12 protein-coding genes are annotated in these 13,917 nt (G+C 57.1%); 5 read left to right on the top strand and 7 right to left on the bottom strand.

The features are described 5' to 3' along the window. Positions 1 to 114 precede the first annotated feature (114 nt). Together clcA and erpA are read left to right on the top strand one after the other, a co-directional pair. Entirely contained in the window at positions 115 to 1,533 is a 1,419-nt protein-coding gene (gene clcA / locus CWM61_RS17180; protein WP_100631605.1) for a H(+)/Cl(-) exchange transporter ClcA, read from the top strand. 81 nt (positions 1,534 to 1,614) lie between these two features. Further along, positions 1,615 to 1,959 (top strand): iron-sulfur cluster insertion protein ErpA, encoded by a 345-nt coding sequence (gene erpA, locus CWM61_RS17175; protein WP_015368181.1) that lies wholly within the window; start codon positions 1,615 to 1,617, stop codon positions 1,957 to 1,959. A gap of 85 nt (positions 1,960 to 2,044) precedes the next feature. Here erpA and CWM61_RS17170 read toward each other — a convergent pair whose 3' ends face one another. From CWM61_RS17170 to mtnN, 3 genes are read right to left on the bottom strand one after another with little or no spacing between them, the layout of a single operon-like run. Further along, positions 2,045 to 2,668, bottom strand: a complete 624-nt coding sequence (locus CWM61_RS17170) for a TRIC cation channel family protein (protein ID WP_002889277.1) — start codon at positions 2,666 to 2,668, stop codon at positions 2,045 to 2,047. 36 nt (positions 2,669 to 2,704) lie between these two features. Further along, positions 2,705 to 3,505: a vitamin B12 ABC transporter substrate-binding protein BtuF gene (btuF, locus tag CWM61_RS17165; protein WP_100631604.1), complete on the bottom strand. Its 801-nt coding sequence runs from the start codon at positions 3,503 to 3,505 to the stop codon at positions 2,705 to 2,707. Next, positions 3,498 to 4,196, bottom strand: a complete 699-nt coding sequence (mtnN, locus tag CWM61_RS17160) for a 5'-methylthioadenosine/S-adenosylhomocysteine nucleosidase (protein ID WP_008807361.1) — start codon at positions 4,194 to 4,196, stop codon at positions 3,498 to 3,500. The genes btuF and mtnN overlap by 8 nt, the downstream gene beginning before the upstream one ends. An 83-nt stretch (positions 4,197 to 4,279) precedes the next feature. Between mtnN and dgt the strand changes: the two genes are divergently transcribed. From dgt to cdaR, 3 genes are all read left to right on the top strand, one after another. Further along, positions 4,280 to 5,794 carry a dGTPase gene (gene dgt, locus CWM61_RS17155; protein ID WP_061155708.1) on the top strand — a complete coding sequence of 505 codons (1,515 nt, stop codon included), beginning with the start codon at positions 4,280 to 4,282 and terminating at the stop codon, positions 5,792 to 5,794. A gap of 134 nt (positions 5,795 to 5,928) precedes the next feature. Next, positions 5,929 to 7,362: a serine endoprotease DegP gene (degP, locus tag CWM61_RS17150; protein ID WP_008807359.1), complete on the top strand. Its 1,434-nt coding sequence runs from the start codon at positions 5,929 to 5,931 to the stop codon at positions 7,360 to 7,362. Positions 7,363 to 7,529: 167 nt separating this feature from the next. Continuing rightward, positions 7,530 to 8,687 carry a DNA-binding transcriptional regulator CdaR gene (gene cdaR / locus CWM61_RS17145; RefSeq protein WP_002889289.1) on the top strand — a complete coding sequence of 386 codons (1,158 nt, stop codon included), beginning with the start codon at positions 7,530 to 7,532 and terminating at the stop codon, positions 8,685 to 8,687. A gap of 117 nt (positions 8,688 to 8,804) precedes the next feature. Here the strand turns inward: cdaR and CWM61_RS17140 are convergent, their stop codons facing one another. From CWM61_RS17140 to map, 4 genes are all read right to left on the bottom strand, one after another. Next, positions 8,805 to 9,191 (bottom strand): DUF3461 family protein, encoded by a 387-nt coding sequence (locus CWM61_RS17140; RefSeq protein WP_002889292.1) that lies wholly within the window; start codon positions 9,189 to 9,191, stop codon positions 8,805 to 8,807. Positions 9,192 to 9,298: 107 nt separating this feature from the next. Next, entirely contained in the window at positions 9,299 to 10,123 is an 825-nt protein-coding gene (gene dapD, locus CWM61_RS17135) for a 2,3,4,5-tetrahydropyridine-2,6-dicarboxylate N-succinyltransferase (RefSeq protein WP_002889295.1), read from the bottom strand. A 30-nt stretch (positions 10,124 to 10,153) separates the two neighbouring features. Then, on the bottom strand, positions 10,154 to 12,817 hold the full coding sequence (glnD, locus tag CWM61_RS17130; protein WP_074386830.1) for a bifunctional uridylyltransferase/uridylyl-removing protein GlnD: 2,664 nt from the start codon (positions 12,815 to 12,817) through the stop codon (positions 10,154 to 10,156). A 57-nt stretch (positions 12,818 to 12,874) separates the two neighbouring features. Next, entirely contained in the window at positions 12,875 to 13,669 is a 795-nt protein-coding gene (gene map / locus CWM61_RS17125) for a type I methionyl aminopeptidase (RefSeq protein WP_004204446.1), read from the bottom strand. Between the last annotated feature and the right edge of the window lie 248 nt (positions 13,670 to 13,917).

Below are 13,917 nucleotides of genomic sequence, written 5' to 3'. Positions count from 1 at the left end.
AAGTTTTGCCCAATTGAAACAATGTGCCGCAAGGGCATTTTTTTGACGACGCAGCGCGCCGGGGCGGCTAAAATGCCTCTCTCTTCATTTGTATTACCAATAATTGATAATGGCATGAAAGCAGATACTCCCTCTTTTGAAGCACATCAGTTCGTGCGGGTGCGTCGCGGCGATGCGGTACGCCGTTTGATTCAACGCGATAAAACGCCGCTGGCGGTCCTGTTGATGGCGGCGGTGGTCGGCACGCTGGCCGGTCTGGTGGGCGTCGCGTTTGAAAAGAGCGTGAACTGGGTGCAGAACCAGCGGATCGGCGCGCTGGCGCAGGTGGCCGACCATTGGTATCTGGTCTGGCCGCTGGCGTTTATCTTGTCGGCGCTGTTGGCAATGGTCGGTTATTTCCTCGTGCGCCGCTTTGCGCCGGAGGCGGGCGGCTCCGGGATCCCGGAAATCGAAGGGGCGCTGGAGGAGCTGCGGCCGGTGCGCTGGTGGCGCGTGCTGCCGGTGAAATTCATCGGCGGCATGGGGACCCTGGGCGCCGGAATGGTGCTGGGACGCGAAGGGCCGATGGTGCAGCTTGGCGGCAACATTGGACGCATGGTGCTGGATATTTTCCGTATGCGCAGTCCGGAAGCGCGGCACACGCTGCTGGCGACCGGTGCGGCGTCGGGGCTTTCGGCGGCCTTTAATGCGCCGCTGGCCGGTATTCTGTTTATCATCGAAGAGATGCGCCCGCAGTTTCGCTACAACCTGATCTCCATTAAAGCGGTATTTACCGGCGTGATCATGTCGAGCATTGTGTTTCGTATTTTCAACGGCGAAGCGGCGATCATTGAGGTGGGCAAGCTGAGCAACGCCCCGGTGAATACCCTGTGGCTGTATCTGGTGCTGGGCATGCTTTTTGGCTGCTTTGGCCCACTGTTTAATTTTCTGGTGCTGCGCACCCAGGATCTGTTCCAGCGCATCCACGGCGGCAATATCAAAAAATGGGTGTTGATGGGCGGGGTAATCGGCGGGATCTGCGGTCTGCTGGGGCTGATGCAGCCCTCCGCGGTGGGGGGGGGCTTCAACCTGATCCCTATCGCTGCCGCCGGTAATTTCTCCGTCGGTTTGCTGCTGTTTATCTTTGTCGCCCGCGTGGTGACCACGCTGATCTGCTTCTCTTCCGGCGCGCCGGGGGGCATTTTCGCGCCGATGCTGGCGCTGGGCACGTTGCTGGGCACGGCGTTCGGCATGGCGGCTATTCCGCTGTTTCCGGCCTACCATCTGGATGCTGGCACCTTCGCTATCGCCGGGATGGGGGCGCTGCTTGCCGCCTCGGTACGTGCGCCGCTGACCGGAATTGTGCTGGTGCTGGAGATGACCGATAACTATCAGCTCATTTTGCCAATGATTATTACCTGCCTTGGCGCAACACTACTGGCGCAATTCCTCGGCGGTAAGCCTTTGTATTCGACCATTCTGCAACGTACTCTGGCGAAGCAGGAGGCTGAGCAGGCGGCAAAAGCGCAGCAGCCACCCCGGGAGAATACTTGAACGATTTACCAGGGTATTAGATAATGGCTCAAAAGGTCCGGTTATTCTTTAACCGGCCGGAAGTATCAATGGGAGCAAAAAATGAGTGATGACGTAGCGTTGCCGCTGGAGTTTACCGAAGCCGCAGCCAACAAAGTAAAACACCTGATTGCGGATGAAGATAATCCGAACCTGAAACTGCGCGTGTATATCACCGGCGGCGGTTGCAGCGGTTTCCAGTATGGCTTCACCTTTGATGATCAGATCAACGAAGGCGATATGACCATCGAGAAACAGGGCGTCGGCCTGGTGGTCGACCCAATGAGCCTGCAGTATCTGGTTGGCGGCGCCGTCGACTATACCGAAGGGCTGGAAGGTTCGCGTTTCATCGTGACCAACCCGAACGCGAAAAGCACCTGCGGCTGCGGGTCCTCGTTCAGCGTTTAACGAGAGTACGGCCGATTGCCTTCTCCCACAGAGAGAGGGAGTCAACGCGAAAAACGGTAACCTTACGGTTACCGTTTTGCTTTTATTACCTTCCGTTATCGTCCAGGGCAAACGTCGGCAGCTTCAGGTGCCAGCGGATCGCCGCCAGACGGATCACCAGCGTCACCACCATGCCCATCATCGCCGAATTCTCCAGCGGGAGATGAAAGGTGTCGTGCGCTGTAGCGTGGACAATGCCGCCGACAATACAGGCGGTGGCGTAGATCTCGGTGCGCAGAATCATGGGAATTTCGCGCGCCAGCACGTCACGAATAATCCCGCCGCCGACACCGGTGACTACCCCCATGCAGACCGCCACCAGCGGACCGCTGCCGGCGAGAAAGGCTTTATTGACGCCGATGCCGACAAACACCGCCAGACCGACGGCATCAAGAACGGGCAGTATCCATTTCGGTAGCCGACGCGGCTGACGGACCAGCAGGATGGTCAGCATGCTGGTGACCATCGCCACCACCAGATCGGTGGGATCTTTGACCCAGAATACCGGGCCATTCGCCAGCGCCATGTCGCGAATGGTCCCGCCGCCCACCGCCGTCACCACGCCTAACACCAGCACGCCGAACGGGTCCATGCGTAATTTTCCAGCCAGCAGAACGCCGGAGATCGCGAAGACAGCCGTGCCAATAATATCCAGCCAATAGACAAGCATCGTTGATTCCCACTGAACATCCGGTGTGCCGGATGATTATTTTACCTGGTCAAGCGCCGCACAAAGTTGTTTGGCGGCGAGGATAATACGTGGGCTTGCGCGTTCAAACCAGTCGCTGTGTAACGCAATCAACGAAATGGTGAGCTGATGTTGCCAAAAGCGCTGCGCTTCGGCAATGCGGCTGGCGTCGCCGGTCACCACGATCGCCTGCGGCTGGCGGGCCAGCACCTGTTCGCGGCTCACTTGCGGCCAGGGAACACGGCTGGTGGCAAAGATATTCTCGCCGCCGCACAGCCTCAGCACCTGATCCTGAATCGAATCGGGACCACTGGTGAACAGCGGCGTGGATCCGAACTGCAGGAAGACGCGTTTCTTCGGCGCATTGGCATAGCGCGCTTTCAGCGCATCGTATTCCTGCTGCATCGCCTGTGCCGCCTGCTGCGCTTTTTCCGGCTGCGGGCTCCACTGCGCCAACTGACGCAGGGTGGCGATGATCTCTTCTATCGTCGAGGTCTGCACCCAGAGGACGTGAATACCCAGCGACTGCAACTGGTTAACCTGGCGTTCGGCATTGCCCCCGCGCCAGGCCAGCACCACGTCTGGCTTTAGCGCCACGATGCGCTCCAGGTTCATCCCCTGCCAGCTGGCAACCTGTTCTATGGTTTTGGCCTGCGGCGGATAATCGGAATAGCTGCTGACGCCGACCGGCGTGATCCCGGCGGCAAAGGCCAGTTCGGTATTGGCGGGGGAGAGGGTGACCACCCGCGGCGCGGCCAGTAGCCACGCCGGGGCGAGTAACAGCAGCGCGGCAAGCGCGAAGGATAGCGACTTAGCCACGTGCCAGGTTCTGTACCAGATTCTCCACCATCAGGGTGGACTGTCTGGCGGCGACCGCAAGGAACTCCTCAAAGCTGAGGTGGGACTGCTGGTCGGCCACGTCGGAGATGGCGCGAACCACCACGAAGGGAACTTTGAAGTTATGGCAGACGTGAGCGATGGCGGTCGCTTCCATTTCCACGGCAATTGCCTGCGGGAAATTATGGCGGATCTTCGCCAGTGCGACGGAGCCGTTAATGAAGGCATCGCCGCTGACGATCAGGCCGCGAACGGCATTGAGATCTAACGCTTTAATGCAGTCTTCGGCGGCGGCCACCAGCTTATCGTCCGCTTTAAAGCCCGCCGGGCAGCCAGGCAGCTGGCCATACTCATAACCGAAGGCGGTGACGTCGGCATCGTGGTAGCGCGCTTCATCGGAGACGACGATATCGCCGACCTTCAGCGTCGGTGCGAGGCCGCCGGCAGAACCGGTATTAATGATCACGTCAGGCTGGCAGCGCTCCAGCAGCAGGGTCGCGCCCGTCGCCGCCGCCACTTTCCCGATACCAGACTTCAGCAGAGCGACGTCAACGCCGTGAAGTTGGCCGGTATAGATTTCGCTGCCGCCAATGGTGATGGTCTGGCGGTTTTCGATTTTGTCGCGCAGGAGGGTAACTTCCTCTTCCATAGCGCCAATAATGCCAATTTTCATAGATTTACTCGCGATGTGTCAGGTTTAGTTGCATAGTCTATCATGCGCTTAAGGGGAAGCGTATTGCTCGCGCGGGAGAGGCTATGGCAAAGATTGATTTTCGCAACAAGATAAACTGGCATCGACGCTTCCGTTCGCCGCCGCGGGTGGAGACGGAGCGTGACATCCTGCGGATCTTCGAAAGCGATCGGGGACGGATCGTCAACTCGCCGGCCATCCGCCGCTTACAGCAAAAAACTCAGGTCTTCCCGCTGGAGCGCAATGCAGCGGTGCGAACCCGCCTGACCCACTCGCTGGAGGTGCAGCAGGTGGGGCGCTATATCGCCAAAGAGGTGCTGAGCCGGCTGAAAGAGCAGAAGCTGCTGGAAGAGTATGGTCTTGAAGAGCTGACCGGGCCATTCGAGAGCGTGGTAGAGATGGCCTGCCTGATGCACGACATTGGCAACCCGCCGTTTGGCCACTTTGGCGAGGCAGCGATTAACGACTGGTTTCGCCAGCGCCTTGCCCCCGGCGATGCGCTCGGCCAGCCGTTGACCGACGATCGCTGCGAGGTGCAGGCGTTACGCCTGCATGAAGGGGAAACGGCGCTGAATGCGCTGCGGCGCAAAGTGCGCCAGGATCTCTGCAGCTTTGAGGGCAACGCGCAGGGGATTCGTCTGGTCCACACGCTGATGCGGATGAATCTGACCTGGGCGCAGGTGGGCTGTATCCTGAAATATACCCGACCGGCGTGGTGGTTCGAGGCGACGCCAGCCAGTCACAGTTATTTAATGAAGAAGCCTGGCTATTATTTAGCCGAAGAAGAGTATGTCGCGCGCCTGCGTAAAGAACTGGATCTGGCACCTTACAATCGATTCCCATTAACCTGGATTATGGAGGCCGCGGATGACATCTCATATTGCGTCGCGGATCTCGAGGACGCGGTTGAAAAACGTATTTTCAGCGCCGAGCAGCTTTATCAGCATCTTTACGATGCCTGGGGCAACCATGAAAAAGGATCGTTATTCTCTCAGGTGGTGGAAAATGCCTGGGAAAAATCGCGAGCTAATTACCTGCGACAGAGCGCGGAAGATCAGTTCTTTATGTATTTGCGGGTAAACACGCTGAATAAGCTGGTGCCCTACGCGGCGCGCCGATTTATTGATAACCTGCCGGCCATCTTCACTGGCGACTTTAATCATGCGCTGCTCGAGGACGATAGCGATTGCAGTCAGCTGTTGGAACTCTATAAAAATGTAGCGATGAAACAGGTCTTTAGCCATCCGGATGTCGAGCAGCTGGAATTGCAGGGCTACCGGGTGATTAGCGGCCTGCTGGATATCTATCAGCCGCTGCTGAAATTATCATTGGAGGATTTCAGCGAATTAGTGGCACAGGAGCGGGTACGGCGGTTACCCATTGCCTCCCGGCTGTATCAGAAACTTTCAACCCGTCACCGGCTGGCCTATGTTGAAGCAGTAAATAAGCTGGTGCGCACGGCGCCCGAATTTGCGCTGATGGAATACTATTATCGCTGCCGTCTGATCCAGGATTATATCAGCGGAATGACGGATTTGTATGCGTGGGATGAATATCGGCGATTGATGGCGGTGGAATAGGCTGGAGTTTTGTAAAGATGGACAATAAATTTTTACTTTTTCCAGAATCTTAATTCCGGAACTTAGCGCTATAAAATGACTCTGATAGTCACGTACACAGCAACTTTCGTTATCTGATATTGAGATTGAAACTGATGAAAAAAACCACGTTAGCAATGAGTGCACTGGCTCTGAGTTTAGGTCTGGCGTTGTCCCCGCTCTCTGCGAGCGCGGCAGAAACGGCATCTTCGGCGACTAATGCGCAGCAGATGCCAAGCCTGGCCCCGATGCTGGAGAAGGTGATGCCATCGGTGGTGAGCATTAACGTTGAAGGTAGCACCACCGTTAATACCCCACGGATGCCGCGTAACTTCCAGCAGTTCTTTGGCGATAACTCGCCGTTCTGCCAGGATGGTTCTCCTTTCCAAAGTTCACCGTTTTGCCAGGGCGGTGGACAGGGCGGTCAGCCTGACGGCGGCCAGCAGCAGAAATTTATGGCGCTGGGCTCCGGCGTCATCATTGATGCGGCCAAAGGGTATGTGGTGACCAACAACCACGTTGTGGACAACGCCACCACGATTAAGGTTCAACTGAGCGATGGCCGTAAGTTTGATGCCAAAGTCGTGGGCAAAGATCCGCGCTCCGATATCGCGCTGATTCAGATTCAGGATCCGAAAAACCTGACGGCGATTAAGCTGGCTGATTCTGACGCGCTGCGCGTTGGCGACTACACCGTGGCTATCGGTAACCCGTTCGGTCTGGGCGAAACCGTGACCTCCGGGATTGTCTCCGCGCTGGGCCGTAGCGGCCTGAACGTGGAAAACTACGAAAACTTTATCCAGACCGATGCGGCGATTAACCGCGGGAACTCCGGCGGTGCGCTGGTGAACCTCAACGGTGAGCTGATCGGCATTAACACCGCCATCCTGGCGCCGGACGGCGGCAACATCGGTATCGGTTTTGCTATCCCGAGCAACATGGTGAAAAACCTGACCGAGCAGATGGTGAAATATGGCCAGGTGAAACGCGGTGAGCTCGGCATCATGGGTACCGAACTGAACTCTGAACTGGCGAAAGCGATGAAAGTCGACGCCCAGCGCGGCGCCTTCGTCAGCCAGGTGATGCCAGGTTCGGCTGCGGCGAAAGCGGGTATTAAAGCCGGCGACGTGATCACTACCCTCAACGGCAAGGCGATCAGCAGCTTCGCCGCGCTGCGTGCTCAGGTCGGCACTATGCCTATCGGTAGCAAAGTTGAGCTTGGCCTGCTGCGCGACGGCAAACCGGTCACCGTTACCGTCGAACTGCAGCAGAGCAACCAGACCCAGGTTGATTCCAGCACCATCTTCAACGGGATTGAAGGGGCGGAAATGAGCAACAAGGGTCAGGACAAGGGCGTGGTGGTCAATAATGTGAAAGCCGGTACTCCGGCGGCGCAGATTGGCCTCAAGAAAGGCGATATTATTGTCGGGGCGAACCAGCAGCCGGTGAAAAATATCGCCGATCTGCGGAAAATCTTCGACGCCAAACCGTCAGTACTGGCGCTGAACATTCAGCGCGGCGACGCCTCTATCTACCTGCTGTTGCAGTAATCGTCAGCGCGAGCACCATAGCCCCTTCCCTCGTCGAGGGCAGGGGCTTTTTTTCGTTCTGTGACCGCTTCCACAACTCCACATATCTCGCCCCGCCTTCGGGCATATGCACAATGCAGCAGGGCGATGACTCTTTTATGCTGGTCCCCTGCATAGGGGAGGATTACATGGCTGGCTGGCATCTTGATACCAAAATGGCGCAGGATATTGTGGCGCGGACGATGCGCATCATCGATACCAACATCAACGTGATGGATGCCCGCGGGCGGATTATCGGCAGCGGCGATCGCGAAAGGATTGGTGAATTGCACGAAGGCGCGCTGCTGGTGCTCTCCCAGGGGCGGGTAGTGGATATCGACGACGCGGTCGCTCGCCATCTGCACGGAGTGCGCCAGGGGATCAACCTGCCGCTGCGTCTCGAAGGTGAAATCGTCGGGGTGATCGGCTTGACGGGCGAGCCTGAATCGTTACGAAAATATGGCGAGCTGGTGTGCATGACGGCAGAGATGATGCTGGAGCAGTCGCGACTGATGCATCTCCTGGCGCAGGACAGCCGACTGCGCGAAGAGCTGGTGATGAACCTGATTCAGGCGGAAGAGCATACCCCGGCGCTGAACGAATGGGCTCAGCGGTTAGGTATCGATCTTAATCAACCGCGGGTGGTGGCGATGATTGAGGTGGACAGCGGCCAGCTCGGTGTGGACAGTGCGATGGCTGAATTGCAGCAGTTGCAGAACGCGCTGACCACCCCCGATCGCAATAACCTGGTGGCCATTGTGTCACTCACGGAAATGGTGGTGCTGAAACCGGCGCTGAACAGCTTTGGTCGCTGGGATGCCGACGATCACGTCCGCCGCGTCGAGCAGCTTATCGCCAGGATGAAAGAGAATGGCCAGCTCCGCTTTCGCGTGGCGCTGGGCAACTTCTTCACCGGCCCCGGGAGCATCGCCCGTTCTTACCGTACCGCACGGACGACAATGATGGTGGGTAAGCAGCGGATGCCGGAGAGCCGCAGCTATTTCTATCAGGATCTGATGCTGCCGGTGCTGCTCGACAGCCTGCGCGGCGGCTGGCAGGCTAATGAACTGGCTCGTCCACTGGCGCGTCTGAAGGCAATGGATAACAACGGTTTGCTGCGACGTACGCTGCAGGCGTGGTTTCGCCATAACGTGCAGCCGCTGGCGACGTCAAAAGCGCTGTTTATTCATCGCAATACCCTGGAGTATCGGTTAAACCGTATCTCGGAACTGACCGGTCTGGATCTCGGCAGCTTTGACGATCGGCTGCTGCTCTATATTGCCCTGCAGCTGGATGAACAACGATAGGGTATTGAGATAAAAATGCCGGGAGGCGGTTTCGCCTTACCCGGCCTGGAGGATGCATGGCGTAAGCGGCAGATTATATCGTTTGCCCGGTCAGGCGGTGCGCCGCCGGGAACGCTGTTACTTACGGGTGAGCTTTTCCAGATCGGCTTCGATTTCGCTGATCTTGTTGGTGACCACACTTTCCAGATGGCGTAAGTCGTCGAGGATTTTACGCTTGAGATCGATTTCAGTGCGATCGCGCTGACAGATCTGATCCAGTTCATCGATGACGTAGCGCAGGTTCGGACTGATCTCCTGGACCTCTTTGTAGCCCTGGCCGACGCCGTCGGCGACGACGGTTTTGCGCTGACGCGGGTATTTGAACTTCACGCTCTTGGCGAAGAATTCGCCTTTGTCTTTCTGAAAATAGATTTTCAGGATGTCGTTGTTAGCTTCCTGCCGCAGGCTATAGCGATCGATTTCATCAGGGTTGGTAATGCCAAGACTTTTCAGATTATCGTACATAACGGTACCTTTGATAGCATCATAACCATTGAATAATTAACGAAAAAATCCATTTTCGCCAGCATCAAATATAAAAAAAGCGGGATATCTCCCGCTTTTTATTTGCTTTAGTCGATGGTGCGCAGCAGTTCGTTAATGCCGACTTTGCCGCGGGTTTTGGCATCGACTTTCTTAACGATTACCGCGCAGTACAGGCTGTATTTACCATCTTTCGACGGCAGGTTGCCTGACACGACCACCGAGCCAGCCGGTACGCGGCCGTAGAAGACTTCACCGGTTTCGCGATCGTAGATTTTGGTGCTCTGACCCAGGTAGACGCCCATGGAGATCACGGAACCTTCTTCGACAATCACCCCTTCAACCACTTCAGAGCGCGCGCCGATGAAGCAGTTGTCTTCGATGATGGTCGGGTTCGCCTGCAGCGGCTCCAGTACGCCACCGATGCCGACGCCGCCGGACAGGTGAACGTTTTTACCGATCTGCGCGCAGGAGCCGACGGTAGCCCAGGTATCAACCATGGTGCCTTCGTCAACGTAGGCGCCGATGTTAACGTAGGACGGCATCAGCACGGTGTTGCGGGCGATGAATGCGCCCTGACGTACCGCTGCCGGCGGCACCACGCGGAAACCTTCTTTCTGGAAACGCGCTTCGTCATAGTCAGCGAATTTCATCGGTACTTTATCGAAGTAGCGGCTTTCCGCACCATCGATAACCTGGTTATCGTTAATACGGAAAGAGAGCAGTACCGCTTTCTTCAGCCATTGATGCGTCACCCACTGACCATCGATCTTCTCAGCGACGCGCAGCGCGCCGGAATCCAGAAGGGCGATAACCTGGTTTACCGCTTCGCGGGTCACGGTATCCACATTGGCCGGCGTGATGTCGGCGCGACGCTCGAAGGCGGACTCAATAACGTTCTGTAACTGCTGCATTGTTTCTTTCCATTCACTAAAAAAAATACGTCACCCTTTATCGTTTGGATTGAGGGCCTCTGTCAACCGTTGTTGCACTTCTTGTTGTAGCTCATTATTAAGGCCACGCCGGTCGGCGGTGGCGATTATAAATAAATCTTCTACTCGCTCACCAATTGTCGTAATTCGCGCCCCGTGAAGCGAAATACCGAGGTCGGCGAACACCTGTCCGACGCGGGCGAGCAGCCCAGGCTGATCGAGCGCAATCAGCTCCAGAAACGATTTTCGATCGGTATGGGTCGGCAGGAAATTCACCTCGGTCGGCACAGAGAAGTGACGCAGTTTTGCCGCCTGGCGACGCGGGGCCGGGGGTTCCCAGCTGCGCTGAGTTATCGTCTGTTCAAGACCGTGGCGAATCGCGTCGTGGCGATCAGCGGAAAGCGGGCTGCCGTCGGGTTCGAGGACAATAAAGGTATCCATCGCCATGCCGTCGCGGGTGGTGAAGATCTGCGCGTCGTGGACGCTGAGGTTGCGGCGGTCCAGCTCGCCGCACACCGCGGCAAACAGATAAGGTCGATCCGGGCTCCAGATAAAAATCTCCGTACCGCCGCGGGTGGCCTGCGAGCTCAGCAGGATCATCGGCTTATTCAGATCGTGGCGCAGTAGGTTGCGGGCGTGCCAGGCGAGCTGCGTCGGCGTATGCCGCACGAAATAGTTGGCGCGGCAGCGGTTCCAGATCTGATGCAGCGCCTCTTCATTAATATTGTCCATCCGCAGCAGGGCCAGCGCCTGCAACTGATGATGACGCACCCGTTCGCGCATATCCGGGGTGCTTTGCATGCCGCGACGGAGCTGCTTCTCGGTAGCGAAATAGAGTTCGCGCAGCAGGCTCTGCTTCCAGCTGTTCCACAGCGTTTCGTTGGTGGCGCAGATATCGGCGACGGTCAGGCACACCAGATAGCGCAGGCGATTTTCCGTTTGCACTTCCTCGGCGAACTGCTTAATCACCTCCGGATCCTGAATGTCGCGCCGCTGGGCGGTGACCGACATCAGCAGATGGTGACGCACCAGCCAGGCGACCAGCTGCGTTTCGCGGGAGTTCAGCCCATGTAGCTCGGCAAACTTCAGCACATCCTGCGCGCCGAGGATCGAGTGGTCGCCGCCGCGCCCTTTTGCGATGTCGTGGAACAGGGCGGCGATTAAAATCAGTTCCGGGTGCGTTAAGCGCGGCCATAGCTCCACGCACAGCGGGTGGCGGCTGCGGGTCTCTTCTTTGGCAAAGCTCTCCAGCTTCAGCATCACGCGGATGGTGTGTTCATCGACGGTGTAGGCGTGAAACAGGTCGAACTGCATCTGGCCGACGATATGTGACCACTGCGGCATATAGGCCCATAGCACGCTGTGGCGATGCATCGGCAGCAGTCCGCGGCTTACCGCCCCCTGATGGCGCAGCATGCTGAGAAAGAGCGTGCGCGCCTCCGGGATATAGCACAGCGGCTGGGTCAGATGGCGCCGGGCATGGCGCAGATGACGCAACGTCGTGGAGTAGATGCCGGTGATGGTGCTGTTGCGTACCATCATATAAAACATGCGCAGAATGGCCTGCGGTTCGCGAATAAACAGCGTGTCGTCACGTAGATCAATAAGGGTGCCGCGCAACTGGAAGTCATCGTCTATCGGGCGCGGTTTTTCATCCTCGGTCAGGGCGAGAATAGCCTCTTCAAACAGCTGAAGCAGCATCTGGTTCAGCTCGCTCACCCGGCGGGTGACGCGGAAGAAGTCCTTCATCATATGCTCAATCGGCTGGTTGCCGTCGCCTTCATAGCCGAGCCGGCGGGCGACGCTGAGCTGACGGTCGAAAAGCAGGCGGTTGTCATAGCGCGTGAGCTCGAGATGCAGCGCGAAACGGATGCGCCACAGCTGGTGCAGGCACTCGTTGAGCTCATTGCGCTCGGCTTCGGTCAGAAAGCCGAAGCCGACCATCTCATCCATCGAGGTGGCGCCAAAATGGCGGCGAGCTACCCACTGTAGCGTATGGATGTCGCGCAGGCCGCCGGGGCTGCTTTTCACGTCCGGCTCCAGGTTATAGCTGGTGCCGTGATAGCGTTGATGACGGACGTTCTGTTCTTCGACCTTGGCGGCGAAGAACTTTTCCGATGGCCAGAAGCCGTCGCTAAAAATATGTTTTTGTAGCTCAAGGAACAGCGCGACGTCGCCGATCAGCAGGCGCGATTCAATCAAGTTAGTGGCGACGGTGAGATCCGAGAGGCCTTCGAGCAGACACTCTTCGAGGGTACGTACGCTGTGGCCCACCTCCAGCTTAACGTCCCACAGCAGCGTCAGCAGTTCGCCGACCTTTTGCGCCTGGTCGTCCGGCAGCTTTTTGCGGCTGAGGATCAGCAGGTCGACGTCAGAGAGCGGATGCAGCTCGCCGCGGCCATAGCCGCCGACGGCGACCAGCGCCAGATCGCAGACGGATTCAAAGCCGCAGGCTATCCACAACCGCTGCAGCAGCTGGTCGATAAATTCGGTGCGCGCCGCAATGAGCTGCTCCGCAGCGATGCCGGAGTCAAACGCCTCACCCAGCCAGTGCTGGAAGGTATCGATGTGCGCCTTAATTGCAGCACAGTTCAGATCGCCCTGCGGCCAGCTCACCGGATGTTCCGGCGGGACGGGCAGAAGAGGGGAGGCTGTGTCAGGTAATGAGTTGCTCATCGCGTCACCATAAGAAAAAACTATCTAATAAAAAAGCCGGCGGGCGCCGGCTTTTCATCATTCATCGTGCGAGATTATCGCCGGGATGGTGTCATCCTTGCGTAGCGTCAGAATTTCGCAGCCGTTGTCTGTCACCACAATAGTATGCTCGTACTGCGCAGACAAGCTCCGGTCTTTAGTTTTCACCGTCCAGCCGTCTTTCATACTGCGGATCTCTTTTTTACCGGCGTTGACCATCGGCTCGATGGTGAAGGTCATGCCGGGTTTGAGTACAACGTTGGTCTCCGGTGAGTCGTAGTGCAGCACCTGCGGCTCTTCATGGAAGCCGCGGCCAATACCGTGACCGCAGTATTCGCGCACCACGGAAAAACCTTCGGCTTCAACGTATTTCTGGATAGCAGCGCCGATGGTGCGCAGGTTGATCCCCGGCTTCACCATTTTCAGTGCCAGATACAGGCTTTCCTGAGTGATGCGGCACAGGCGCTCGCCGAGAATCGTCGGTTTACCGACGATAAACATTTTGGAGGTATCGCCATGGAAATCATCTTTAATGACCGTCACGTCGATGTTAACGATATCGCCATCTTTCAGCAGCTTGCCGTCGTCAGGGATACCGTGGCAAACCACTTCGTTGACCGAAATGCAGACGGACTTCGGATAGCCGTGATAGCCGAGGCAGGCGGAAATGGCCTTCTGCTCGTTAACGATATAGTCGTTACAGATGCGGTCCAGTTCGCCGGTGCTGACGCCCGGTTTAACCCAGGGTTCGATCATTTCCAGCACTTCAGCGGCCAGGCGGCCGGCAACGCGCATTTTTTCGATGTCTTCAGATGTCTTGATAGAGATAGCCATGGAGTATGTCCAGCAGTGTCGATATTTTCGACAATAATAGAGTAAGTCCTGCCAATGGTAACAGTCCGGGCAGGCTGGTGCCAAATTGAGAATCATTAACAGCACGTGACGTCAACAAGAGTTGGTGTCTGGATTGATTTTGTGGTATAAAGCGCGCCGGACTTCCGTTCCATCTCAGATACACAAGGATGGACGTAAGCGACATACTCATATTGTGTAAATAACACACACGTATCGGCACATATTCC

The organism is Klebsiella sp. K-Nf6, assembly GCF_002806655.1.
GTDB classification, from domain to species: domain Bacteria; phylum Pseudomonadota; class Gammaproteobacteria; order Enterobacterales; family Enterobacteriaceae; genus Klebsiella; species Klebsiella variicola.
This window is presented reverse-complemented; position numbering and strand designations above follow the sequence as displayed.

Bases quoted from the DNA above. Each gene is read 5' to 3' on its own strand.
- clcA (WP_100631605.1), top strand. From the start codon at position 115: ATGAAAGCAGATACTCCCTCTTTTGAAGCACATCAGTTCGTGCGGGTG.
- erpA (WP_015368181.1), top strand. From the start codon at position 1,615: ATGAGTGATGACGTAGCGTTGCCGCTGGAGTTTACCGAAGCCGCAGCC.
- CWM61_RS17170 (WP_002889277.1), bottom strand. From the start codon at position 2,668: ATGCTTGTCTATTGGCTGGATATTATTGGCACGGCTGTCTTCGCGATC.
- mtnN (WP_008807361.1), bottom strand. From the start codon at position 4,196: ATGAAAATTGGCATTATTGGCGCTATGGAAGAGGAAGTTACCCTCCTG.
- dgt (WP_061155708.1), top strand. From the start codon at position 4,280: ATGGCAAAGATTGATTTTCGCAACAAGATAAACTGGCATCGACGCTTC.
- degP (WP_008807359.1), top strand. From the start codon at position 5,929: ATGAAAAAAACCACGTTAGCAATGAGTGCACTGGCTCTGAGTTTAGGT.
- cdaR (WP_002889289.1), top strand. From the start codon at position 7,530: ATGGCTGGCTGGCATCTTGATACCAAAATGGCGCAGGATATTGTGGCG.
- CWM61_RS17140 (WP_002889292.1), bottom strand. From the start codon at position 9,191: ATGTACGATAATCTGAAAAGTCTTGGCATTACCAACCCTGATGAAATC.
- dapD (WP_002889295.1), bottom strand. From the start codon at position 10,123: ATGCAGCAGTTACAGAACGTTATTGAGTCCGCCTTCGAGCGTCGCGCC.
- glnD (WP_074386830.1), bottom strand. From the start codon at position 12,817: ATGAGCAACTCATTACCTGACACAGCCTCCCCTCTTCTGCCCGTCCCG.
- map (WP_004204446.1), bottom strand. From the start codon at position 13,669: ATGGCTATCTCTATCAAGACATCTGAAGACATCGAAAAAATGCGCGTT.